The sequence below is a fragment of the Luteibacter sp. genome (assembly GCF_051958795.1).
Lineage (GTDB): Bacteria > Pseudomonadota > Gammaproteobacteria > Xanthomonadales > Rhodanobacteraceae > Luteibacter.
On sequence record NZ_JBQCFT010000193.1, the window covers coordinates 1 to 11,926 of the forward strand.

The window sequence follows — 11,926 nt, forward strand, 5'->3', positions numbered from 1 at the left end:
CAGGTGCATGCCGAGCGTGTTGTTGGCGATGATGCTGCCCTGGCCCGTGATGCTGCGCACATCCAGCGCCACGTTGCCCACGCCGCCCACGCCATCGATGCCCGCCTGCACGGTGCCGCCGCTGTTGTTGAGCGAAGCCAGGGTGAGGTTGAGCTGTTGGCCAGCGGTGATCTTGCCGTTGACGTTGGTCGCCGACGCACCCGCGTTGATGAAGTTGAAGGTGTTGCCGGCGTACACCGTGCCGCCGGTGTTATCGAGCTGGCCGGTGCCGAGGGTCATGTTGCCGGCCGCGACCAGCGTGCCGCCCTGCGTATTCGAGATGGACGAACCCGACAGGTTCACGTCGCCCTGACCACCCAGCGTGCCGCCACGGTTATCGATGCCACCGCCGGACGTCACCTGGGTGAGCGCCGCGCTCGCGTTGGCAATGCGGCCGCCGATGTTCGAGATCGATGCGGCATTGAGCGTGGTCGCGCCGTTGGCTTCGATCGCGCCGCCGTTGTTGCTGAGGCCGTTGGTGGCTCGCAGGGTCAGCGCGCCAAGGCTCTGCAGGCGACCGGTGTTGGCGACCGTATCCGTGGCCTGCACGTTGAGCTGGCCGCCGGAGATGGTGCCGGCATTGATCAGGCGTGCCGTGTTGAGCGTCGTGAGGCCGCCCGCGGCGATGACACCGCCGCCGTTATCCAGCGTGCCACCCACGCCCAGGGTCACCGCACCTGGCACCGACTGGATCGTGCCGCCCGCGTTGGCAAGCGAGCCTGCCGTGACGCCGACATTGCCGGTCGTCGCCTGGAGCAAGCCACCGGCGTTGTTCACCGCATTGGTAACTGTTACGCCCAGCGACGAGCCGGAGATCGCGCCGTTCGCGGTGTTGCTCAGCGAAGCCGCGGTGACGGTGGTCGCGCCCTGCGCGTTGATGAGGCCACCGTCGTTGGCCAATGCCGTGGAAGCTGCGACCTTCGTGGTGCCGTTACCGACGATCGTGCCCTGGCGGTTATCCACGTCCTGGTCGGCGCTGACATCGAGCGTACCCGTGCCAGCGAGTTGCACCGTGCCGCCGCTGTTGACCACGCGGCTGCCGTGCAGCGTGAGATCATTGCCATTGCTGGCGATGGTGCCGCTGGTGTTGTCGAGCGTACCCGCCGTGCGCAACGTCAACGCCGAGGTACCCGTCTGCAGCAGCTTGCCGCGGCTGTTGTCGATCGATGCCGCCGAAAGCAGCAACGCGTTCGCCTGGAGGCGTCCGTCGTGGCCATCCACGCCTCGGTTCACCAGCGCGCCACTGGCCTGCGCGGTCAGCGTGCCGCCCACCGCAAGGTCACCACCGGTGTGGTCGATGTTGCCCATGCGCGCCAGCAACAGGGCGTCGCTGCCCGCACGCTGCGTGCCGTACGAGAGATCCAGTGCATTGCCCTGCACATCCAGTGCGTGACCCGCGAGCAGGCTGCCATGCGCGGTGAGCGCGGCGTCGGCCAGCACATGGAGATCGCCGGCCGTACCCAGCGTGCCGTCGTCCTTCAGGCCCGCGGCGAGCGTACCCGCCCCGTCGATCGTGCTGCCGCGCACGGTGAGGTCGCCGGAGGAAAGCGTGCGGCCGTCGTTGTGCACGGCCACGCCATCGAGCGTGATGCTTTCCGCACTCAGCGTGCCCGCCTGGTTCAGGGTGGCACCGCTCAAGAGCGCGGCGGTCCGCGCGGCGATATCGCCCTGGGTCACGAGGTCGCCTGCGGCATGCAGGGTCAGGCCCGTGGCCGCAAGCTGGCCGCTCTGGCGGAGTGCGCCACTCGCGGTCGCGTCGAGGCTGGCGGCCGACGCCACGGTACCGCCGAGCACCAGATCACCCTGGCGCGCCAGCAGATGCACGTCGCCCTGCTGCGTGCCGAGTGTGCCCGTGCTGGTCAGGCTCGCGGCCTTCACATCGAGGGTCTTTGCGGCGACCAGCTTGCCGGCGTTCGTCACGGCGCCGGAGACGTCGACAGTGATGTCGTCGGCACCCGTCAGCGTGGCCGAGCTGCCCTGGGTGAAATCCGAACCGCCCAGCGTGAGCGCCTTGCCGGTATAAATGTTGCCCTGGTTGTCGAGCGTACCTGCCGCGCGCAGGGCCAGCGTGCCATCCGTGGAGATGTCGCCGGTGTTGCCGATACGCGTGGCATCCACGGTCAGGCCGTTCGACGCCAGCAGCTTGCCACCGTTGGTCAGTGCGCCTGAAGCGGTGATCCCCAGCGTGCCGCCGGCCTGTGTCGTGCCGGAAAGGGTCGCATCACCCTGCGAGGCGAGCGTCACGTCATGTGCACTGGCCAGCAAGCCGGCGCTGTCGATGTGGCCCGCGGTGACGGCGAGATCGCCATTCGATTGAAGTTTGCCGTTGGCATCCTGCGTAAGCGCACCTTGCGCGTCGACAGTAAGCCCCTGCTCCGCGGCGATGCTGCCGCGGTTGTCCAGGTCGCGCGCGGCATGCACATCGAGCGTGCCCGTCGTATAGACGCTGCCCGTGTTATGCAGGTCGCGGCCAGCCTGGAGCGCCAGCGCGCCGTTGACCGACGTATCACCGCCCAGGGTCAGGTCGCCGCCGGCGTTCAGGCCAGCCGAAGAAGCACTGAGCGAGCCCGTCTGCGCCAGCGCACCGGCCGAGGTGGCATCGATACGCCCCGAGGCCACGGTCGTTCCCGCAAGGGCCAGGTCGCCCTGCGTGGTCGTCAGCGTGACATCACCGGCCGTGGTGCCGAGCTGGCCGCCACTGCGCAGGCTCCCCGCATGCACGTCCAGCGCAGTGCCACCGATCAGCGCGCCATCGCTCGCGAGCGCGCCCGTGACCGATAGCGAGAGCTTGCCGGCCGCATTGGCCTGCCCCGCCGCCGCCTGCGTGAAGCTCGCCGCATCGAGGCTCAGTACGTTGCCTGCATACAACAGGCCCGCGTTCGCCACGTCCTGCGCGGCGGCAAGTGCGAGGTCATGCCCCGCCTGCGTGCGGCCCGCCAGGTTCAGCGTATCGGCGCGAAGCGATGCGTCATGGGCCGCATCCAGCGTGCCCTGCGTACTGATGCCCGCCGCCTGCAGCGAGAGATCGGTGCCCGCGTGGGTGGTGCCCGACTGCGCAATCGACGTAGCGGCGCGCAAGGTCAGGGCGCCGTCTGCATAGGCGTCACCGCCAAGCAGCATCCCCTGGCCCGCTTCGAACACTGCGTTACCCGCGGCATAGAACGAACCACCCAGCGACATGGCATTCGCTGAGGCAACGTCCAGCGTCGCGCCGGTCAGCTTGCCGTCGAGCAGGAAGGCCTGCGCGGAGCGCGCCTGGAAGCCCTGCGCCGTGGAGACCACACCGCCCAGGTGCAGGTCGCCCACGGTCGTGGTCAGCGTGGCCGAGCCCTGCGTGCTGCCCAGCGAGCCGGTGGAGTCGATCGAACCGACGTTGATGGAAAGCGCGTTCGCCGCGACGATGCTGCCGGCATTCTGCAGGCCATCACGGACCCGCACGGTCGCCGAATCACCCGCACTCACCGAACCACCGGTGCCAAGCGAAAGCGAGCCCGCCTCCGCCGTGAGCGCCTGGCCCGCATAGAGCTGGCCGGCGCCGGAAACATCATCACCCGCCGACAGCGCGAGATTGCGCGTCGCGGAGAGTGCACCGGCATTCGCCAGCGAACCGGTGTTGACGGCCATGTCGCGACCCGCGACCACGGCCGCGTTGTTCTCGAGCATTCCACGGGTGGCAAGCGCCACGTCACGACCAGCCTGGACGTTACCCGCCAGGCGGATGGACTGGGCGTTCAACGAGACGTCGCGCGTGGCGTCGATCTGTTTGCTGCTATCCAGCGCGGCTGCCGTGAGCGCGAGGTCGGTGCCCGCGTGTAGCGTGCCGCTGTTGCTGATCTTGCCATCCGCGCTCAGCGCAAGGCGGCCATCCGCAAACAGTGCACCGGCATTGCTGAGGTCACGGCTGACGTGCACCTGCCCATCGCCGCGGGCGTAGAAGTCGCCCCGGTTGTCGAGCGCACCGACATCGGCATCGATGCCGTTTGCCGTGAGCTGGCCCTGCTGCGTGACCGTACCGGGCGTGCGCAGGGTCAATGTACCGCCGGCCACCGTCGTACCGGCCAGCTGCATATCGCCGGATGTAGTGAGCGCGGCATTGCCTTGCTGCGTACCGACTTCGCCTCGATTGGTAAGGCTCCGCGCATTGAGCGTGAGGCCAGTCGTGCCGACGAGGCTGCCGTCGTTCACCAGACCGCCGGTCGTGGTCACCGCCAGCGCGGTACCGGCATTCACGATCGCGCCCGCGCGGTTCGTGATGCTGGCAGCCTGCATGTCGAGGCGGCCGCCGGAGACGGCGACGGAGCCGTTATCGATGCTGTCGCTGGTGCGCAGCGCGACATCGCCGATACCCACCATGGTGCCGGTGTTGCGCAGGCTACCCGCGCGCAGGTCGAACGACTGTCCCGCGTACACGAGACCCGAGTTTGCCAGCATGCCCGAGGCGTACACGGCGATGTTGTTACCCGCACTCAGCCGGCCGGACGCGTCGATGTCGCCCGCCACGTTCACGGCAAGCGCACCACCGGCGATCAGGCCACCACGCACAGCGAGCGGCCCCTGCGAATTCAGCGCGACGTTCCCGCCCTGCGTACCGAAATTGCCGCTGATCGTGACCGGGCCGGCCGCGTTCAGCGTCGCGTTGTTCAACGCTACCGTCGTACCGCCCAGGCGCACTTCGCCCGCACTGGTCAACTCGAGGTCGCCCGCCTGCGCGGCGATCGCGCCACTGCTGACCACGCCGACACCCGCCTCCGTACCGACGAGGCGGATCTTCTCTGCATACATGCCACCTAGCGCCGCCACGTCGATTGCGACGGACGGACGCGCGGCATCAGCCACGTTGGCGCGTACGCCGGCATCCCCGTAATTCGCATCGTTCGCGCCGGTGACGACGTTGAGGTCCTTCGCCCAGAGCTGGCCGTTGACCTGCACCGCGCGTGCGATGAGGTCGGTGCGATCGACCACCGAACCATCGAGGCCGCCGCTGCCGATGGCGATGCTGCCGCCCGTGACGTGAAAGGCATCGAGGCTGCCGCTGCCACCAAACACCGGCGTGCCGGTGGTGAGCGTGAAGCGCTGGCTGTTGATGACGCCGCAGCCGTCGCAGGTGATGCCGTAAGGATTGGCGATCACCACGGCCGCCTGCTTGCCGCCCACTTCGATATAGCCGCGCAGGTTGCTGGGCAGTGCCGAGGTCACCTCGTTGAGGATCAGCGACGCTTCGCCGCCCTTGAGGTTATCGTTACCGGCGATGTACCCGCCCAGCTGCGTCTTCACGATGGACGCGCTGTTGTTGAGGATCACGCCACGCTGATCCACATCGAAGCGCTGGTACTTGTTGTGCGACACGCCCTTGGCGTTCGGCGCGACGATGTCCACGACCGGGACGCCGTTTGCCGCCGAATCCATGCCCGGCCGGTGCGCGCCTGCCGCGGCGTCGGGCACCTGCTGTGCCCAGGACACCACCGGGATGCCCACCGTGGCAAAAGCGATCGCCAGCGCCAGTGAGCGCAGTGCCGCCAGAGCCATCGCGCCCCGCGGGCGCGCCATCGTTTCCTTGACCGTCATCATGACCGTTCCTAAGTTTTGTCGGGTGCCCGCCTGGGCACCCCTGCCCGTTTCAGTACTGGTAGATCAGCTGGAAGCCCGTCGCCGGCTGCTCGGTATCGAAACCGCGTGGCGCGTGCAGGCGCCGGCCGATGAAGAGATCCCAGCTCAAACCGCTGTAGCTGCCGCGCAGGCCCAGCACCCCGCCCGTAAGCGAGCGGTGGCCGGGTTGCGTGGATGGCCCTGCCACATGGCCGAGATCCACACCGAGGTACGGTGCGACCACGCCAAGCGGCAATGTGAAGGTGTTACGCAGGTACGCGCCGCGCTCGCCGGCGAGCGTCTGCTCGCCATCGAATCCGCGCACCGAGTAGCGGCCGCCGATGGTGATGAGTTCCGCTGCCGGCAGGTGGTCGGTGGAGCGCTGCAGGCGCAGGCTGCTATCCCAGATAGCCTGACGGCTGCCCAGCGAGAACGGCTGGCTCACTGACAGATCCAGCGTGGTCAGCCCGTAGCGGTTGGTGGGGAAGCCCACCTCCGGGTCGTAGCTCATCCACTGGCTGCCGAACCATGGCGTGCCACGCTGGTAGCCCAGGCGCGCGTCCACCTGCGCCTGGCCGATGTAGTGGCGATGGACCAGGGCGAGTTCCGCGCTGGCGACACGCTGCCGCTGGATCCCGACTTCCACGCCCTGGATATAGCTGTGCGCGTTGCGCGTGGCGATGCGCGCCTCGAGCGAGGTCTTGCTCGAAGTGCCACGCGTCAGCAGGCGTTGCACGGTGATGTCGCTGGAGGTGGAAGTGCCGGTCGAGCGGAAGCGGCTGTTGAAGCCGTCGATCCACTGGCGGTAGCGGTAGGTGGAAAGCGATGCGCTGAAGGTCCACCAGCCCCAGGGGATGCTGTAGGTGGCGTTCTTGCTGAAGGTGCTGCCGCCGTCGCGGTTGGTGCCCAGCGCATGGCCGGCGCCAATCGAGAACAGGTCGTTGAGCCCGAACGGGTTATCCAGCGAGACGTTGAGGTTGCCCTGGTACTTGCCGGTGCCCTTGAGGCCGGAGTCGCCGGCATCGGCCACCACGTGCCAGCGCCGCTGCTTGTGCACCGTCAGGACCACATCGGATTCGCCGACCTGTTCGCCCGGCGCGATATCCATGCTCACATCCTGCGAGGGTACGCGCTTGAGCTGCTCCAGACCCTGCTCGATCGCGTGCAGGTTGAGCAGGTCGCCCTCGCGGATGGGGAACGCCGAGCGCCAGTCGAGCTCCGGGGAGCCCGGGGCGAAACGGATGTGGCGCAGGGTACCCGGCACCAGCAGCATGCGCAGGTGGCCCTGCGAGATGTCCTGGGCGGGAACGCCGACGCGCGTGGTGACAAAACCCCGCGCGATCATCAGGTTGGAGAGACGGCGCTGCAGCGTCTCCAGGCCGTCGCGGCCGACGCACTGGCCTACGAAGCGATCCAGGTAGCGCTGCGCCCAGGCAAAATCCGCCACGCGCTCGCCTTCCAGCTGCAGGCTCTGCAGCGGAAAACACGGCGTTTCCTTCGGCAATGGTGCGTCGAGCCGCTCGACCTGGGCCGACGGCGTGGCTTGGAACGGCGCCTGCTGGCGCTGCTCTTCCTTGTGCTCGAGCTGCTGTGCGCGACGCAGCTGCTCTTGCTTGTCCAAAACGCTCTGCTGGGCCGCCGCCGAGGTACTGGCAGCGACCGCAAGCAGGGAAATCAGCCCGTATGTCGTTGTGCGCCAACGACCTTCCCCTGTAAACCTCATGTTTTTTACTACTCCAAACCGTCCTGGTCATGGCACGCGGGAACCCATCACGGGTGGCCGCGGCCGATCTTCAATCGCATAGGATCGGCAGGGTTGGGTGGAACTTTAGGGTGGGTTTTTTACCACCATGGGGCTGGCGGGGCTGGCGGGGCTGGGGCAGCGTCCGCCGTTGGCGGTCCAAAGAGGTTTCCTCTAGATCCCTCTAGCGCAATCCGTGCGAACCACCTTGCACTGTTGTCCACCCGCCGCCTGACAAGCCGCCATGGCCTTTGCCGAAGCTGCGCGCTCATTCCCTTCATCCGGCGTCCCAGCACCAAATGATTTGGCTGATGCATCCTGGACCAGAGATATGCAGCCGTCTTTCTGCTGTACGAGGATCGAGCACTCCTGCTTGTTGCAGCGGCCTCTGACCTCGTCCCACACGCCGTCAGGGGTAGGCGTCCGGTGGCGAAAGATAAATCGACCGGTCGTGTTGTTGACGACGATCGTGTTGTAGAAGACTGGGACGACCCACCCTGCGTCCAGATCCTTTGCCAGGCGAGACGCCGGAAGCGCAATGTCCTCGGTCTTGGCATCACCGCGCCCTCCGCGCACGACCTCCCTGGTTGCACTTTCGACCGTCCAGGCGTCGCCCCGACGGACAAGGCGTATCGATGTCACGCTTGGTGTCTCGCCGCCATCACCTTGGTTGATCGTAATGCGACTTGGCTTCACGTTAATGCCGTCGGGCCAGAACGGATCGTCGTGGAACTGAGTGCATTTCGAGCAGCCCAGAATCTTGTCGCTGGAGAATTCAGGGGTGAACCTTCCATCCCTCTTCGCGAACACAATCAGGGTGCGATAACGCGCGTCGTTCTTGGTAGCCGCACCCTGGAACACGGCTGCGGCGGTGGCGTTCGGCTGACTACCACTCGACGCGAAGGCCAATAGCGTCGATCCAGCGGGTGCTTCGGCGGCGACTTCCTGTGGCACGGCCGGAGCAGGCTTCTGCGTCGCGGCATGCGCGCTCACTACCGCCATAAGGGTCACAGAGGCAAAAAGCACGTTCATTCTCAGCATGGTCGTCAGATACCTCGATTGCAATCAGTGCGAATCGCCTCACACTGCTTACCACCTGACCCATTGCACGCATCCATGGCCTTCCCGATCGCGGCTTTCTTATCGCGCGGGTCCGGCGCACCAGCGCCGAAGAATCGGCCATCGGCATCCTTTACAAGCGAAATGCACCCATCCTGCTGTTGGACCAGGATCGTGCAATCCAGCTTGTTGCAGTCGGCCCTAAGTGTTTGCCACACCTGCTCCGATGAGCTTCCACCGTGATACAGCATGAACTTGCCGTTCTTGTGATTGATCATGAGGGTGTTCAACACAACCGGGATACCCCACTCGCCATCGAAATCCTTGGCGAGGCCTGATGCTGGCAAGGGAAGTTTCTTCAGTGCCGTAGCTCCATCACCACCTTCGACGGTCTGCCGCTCGGCTGTGGACACCCGCCAAGCCCCGTCTTTACGGACCAGCTCGATCGTCGTGGTAGACGGCTTTTGGCCACTGTCGAACTGATCGATCAGGATATGCCCGGCGATGACCTCAAGGTGCTTCGGCCAGAACGGATCATCATGAAACTGCGTGCACTTAGAGCAGCCGATGATCTTCTCATTGGCGAATTCCGGAACGAACGTTCCCTCTCTCTTCCCAAACACAACGAGCGTCCGATATCGCACGTCGTTGTCGGGAGCACTCTCGAACACGCCAGCGGCGTCGGCTTCTGGCTGGCCCCCGCTGCTAGCAAAGGCAACGATCGTCGTCCCCGCGGGAGCGGCAGCCACGACTTCCGGTGGCGCCGATACGGTGGGCGGACGCCCGCTCGCGAGGGTGCACGCGCTAACCGCAAACAGGACAGCGGCGATGGGAATCCTTGCCATACCAACTCCGTGGGGGTATCGATCGCCTGAAGTCTAGCCAGCGCCCTTGGGCCGAACTAGAGGAAAATTCTGAAAATGCCGGAATGGGTCACTATCCGAGAGGCACCGATGGAAGCGCTGCCAAACGGCTAAAGCCTTCCCAACCCGGACAGACTTCGCTTCCCAGCGGGTAACCGCACGATGGATCCGGGATTAAAGCTCAGAAGCCTTCCGTTGAAAGTTCTTCAGATAATCGTCCGAGGCCAGCTCGTATGCCTGCCGGACATTTTCTTCGCTGAAGATCTGAACAATATGAGCACCCTCGCCCCGTACCTTGAACGATGCTGGCTCCGCGCCGCTATTGAGGTGAACCGTGGTCGCGATCCATGCCTTCATCTGCTGCGTGTATGTCAATGAACGCCCGAAGTTAAAGGGTATGTACGCCCAGAACTCATTGACATCAATGTCTATGACGGGCGTGCCAGGTGCTGCTTCCGAAGCCTTGACGGCACGAAAGCCATTCTGCCGAAGGCCCGTAATAACGAGGTCGCGAACCCAATCGGTGACGGTATCGTTGTCAGTCAAGGTCCAGATGAATTTCCCGCCGCCGGCCACCGAGCTTGCCACGCCCGCCTTACCCAGCTCGCCACTAGTGGCCAGGGAGACCCTCTCCCGAGAAGATTCCGGCAACAACGCCATATCACGCTTGTCGTACACCGAGCCGATGACGACCGGCTTGCTTTCCGTGGGAATGGCGACAGATGGAGGATCCATGCGGACGCTGTTGGCATGCAGGCTACAGCCGGCAAGAAGCATCGCCGCGACGGCCCCGAGGGCGTTGCGTACCAGGTTCATCGATTTCCCCTTGTTTGTTCGAGCCGGGATATTACACGACCGGCTTCTGGCACTCGCGCACCCGGCCACGACGTTGCTGTCTCGACTCAGGTAATGGAGGCGCGCTTCGCGGATTGAGTCGCGACGTCCTATCCCTGGGATCCCGTGCATCGGTTCACTACCCGGTACGCACCACTGGAATCCCGCCCAACCGGCTATAGTCCTTACAAACCCAGCCAGACCAAGCTCCCCAAGAGTCTCCCAGATGCCCCGCCAATCAACGATCCTCGCCTCGCTAGCCCTCACCCTCATCGCCACCTCCGCCACGGCAACCACCTGCCGCGAGGATGCCTGCGACGTCGGTGAACATGTCACCACCTATAGCGCCCCCGGCGAACCGGTGGCCGTCTGCGCCACGGATGCCCTGGCCGCCTATAGCAACTTCATGCTCTACCTGGTGGCTGCCGATGCGGCGAGCACGCAGCAGGGTACGGTCGATCCCAACGCCGTGGAGGCGAAGGCGACGGGTGATAGCGCCGACGTGGTGAAGCGCCTGCGTGAGGCATCGGGCGTCGCATCCGCGAGCGAGGCATTGAAGGCGTGCTCACCGTTGAAGGCAGGCGCCAGCGTCGTGGTGCTTGAGGTGAGCAAGAAGACCAACAACGCGAAGGTGTCCGGTGCGAACGGCGAAGCGCCGTTCTGGATCCCGACCGGGTTCCTCGAGCGGTAATTTCCCGCCACGCCCCGTCTCCACCGGCCCTGCGTACAATAGGAGAAGACGCCCCCGGTCGTGACCGTACTCCGGCCAGATTTTGTGTAGGCCCTCGCCTACATACGCCCTCCCCCAGCCCATGTATCCTCGCGCCGCCTGCCACCACGGCAGGCCTTACAGGGGGAAACATGAAGCGGGTAGCGTTTATCGCCGTGGCCGTCGTGGCGCTCGGCGGCTGTACCGAGACCGTGAAATACGATGCCCACCGCTACGCCGGTGCGGGGAGTGAAAAGGCGGGCATGGCGACTGTCGTGGTCGCCCAGAACCAGACGGACGGGTTCGGGACCGGCTGGTGGCAGAACGTCAATATCGACAGGAAGAAAGTCGGCGATATCCGCCGAGGTACCTACCTGCACGTGAACATCGCACCCGGCCACCACATCGTGGATGTGGCGTACCCCGCCATGATGATGGCGACCCCGGCGCTGGGCCTCGAGGGTGATTTCGAAGCCGACAGGACGTACTACTTCGTGTGGGATTCTTCAGGTGGCGCGATGAGCGAGATGATCCAGCTGAGGGCGGTCTCGCCTGCGGTGGGTCGTGCCTCGATCGCGGGCATGACCGACCGCACCAAGGTCGTGAAGAGCGAGCGCTAAGCGCCGGAGCGCGCGACGACCAGCCGCGCGCTCCTCCCGCGACTCAGGCGTTAGTCCCACCATCCACCGTCAGGTTCGTACCGGTCACATAACCCGCTTCCGGCCCCGCGACAAACGACACCATCGCCGCGATGTCATCCACGTGCCCGTAGCGCCTCAGGGCCGTGTTCGCGATCTGCGGGGCGGCCCACTCGTCGTTGGCCGGGTTCAGGTCGGTATCGATCGGGCCGGGCTGCACGTTGTTCACCGTGATGCCACGCGGGCCGAGCTCACGAGCCAGGCCCTGGGTGAACATCTTTACCGCGCCCTTGGTCGCCGCGTACGCGACCAGGCCCGGCGTGCCCATCCGCTCGCCAACGCACGAACCGAGGGTGATGACGCGGCCGCCATCCGGGATGTACTTCAGCGCGGCCTGCGTAGCGATGAAGACACCGCGCAGGTTGATGTCGATGACGCGGCCCATCTCCTCGAGCGT

Annotated in this window: 8 protein-coding genes; 2 read left to right on the forward strand and 6 right to left on the reverse strand. The window is 65.6% G+C overall.

Annotated elements, in window-relative coordinates:
* The 5 genes from ACTHLF_RS09785 to ACTHLF_RS09805 form a co-directional block, all read right to left on the reverse strand.
* Positions 1–5,607: two-partner secretion domain-containing protein (locus ACTHLF_RS09785; RefSeq protein ID WP_440326987.1), on the reverse strand; the 5,607-nt coding region annotated here is incomplete at its 3' end.
* Positions 5,608–5,656: 49 nt separating this feature from the next.
* Positions 5,657–7,348: a ShlB/FhaC/HecB family hemolysin secretion/activation protein gene (locus ACTHLF_RS09790; protein ID WP_440326988.1), complete on the reverse strand. Its 1,692-nt coding sequence runs from the start codon at positions 7,346–7,348 to the stop codon at positions 5,657–5,659.
* 192 nt (positions 7,349–7,540) lie between these two features.
* The gene (locus ACTHLF_RS09795; RefSeq protein ID WP_440326990.1) at positions 7,541–8,407 is read right to left on the reverse strand and encodes a DUF4189 domain-containing protein; all 867 of its coding nucleotides are present in this window, start codon (positions 8,405–8,407) and stop codon (positions 7,541–7,543) included.
* Between the two features lie 5 nt (positions 8,408–8,412).
* Entirely contained in the window at positions 8,413–9,270 is an 858-nt protein-coding gene (locus tag ACTHLF_RS09800; protein WP_440326992.1) for a DUF4189 domain-containing protein, read from the reverse strand.
* A gap of 192 nt (positions 9,271–9,462) precedes the next feature.
* Positions 9,463–10,104 carry a hypothetical protein gene (locus tag ACTHLF_RS09805; RefSeq protein WP_440326994.1) on the reverse strand — a complete coding sequence of 214 codons (642 nt, stop codon included), beginning with the start codon at positions 10,102–10,104 and terminating at the stop codon, positions 9,463–9,465.
* Positions 10,105–10,348: 244 nt separating this feature from the next.
* Here ACTHLF_RS09805 and ACTHLF_RS09810 point away from each other — a divergent pair, with 244 nt between their 5' ends.
* Both ACTHLF_RS09810 and ACTHLF_RS09815 read left to right on the forward strand, forming a co-directional pair.
* Complete coding sequence (locus ACTHLF_RS09810) at positions 10,349–10,813, forward strand: hypothetical protein (RefSeq protein WP_440326996.1); 465 nt, start codon at positions 10,349–10,351, stop codon at positions 10,811–10,813.
* A gap of 170 nt (positions 10,814–10,983) precedes the next feature.
* Complete coding sequence (locus tag ACTHLF_RS09815; RefSeq protein WP_440326998.1) at positions 10,984–11,451, forward strand: hypothetical protein; 468 nt, start codon at positions 10,984–10,986, stop codon at positions 11,449–11,451.
* 43 nt (positions 11,452–11,494) lie between these two features.
* On the opposite strand, the gene ACTHLF_RS09820 is transcribed toward ACTHLF_RS09815, so the two are convergent.
* A partial coding sequence (locus tag ACTHLF_RS09820; protein ID WP_440327000.1) for an SDR family oxidoreductase occupies positions 11,495–11,926 on the reverse strand: 432 nt, incomplete at its 5' end.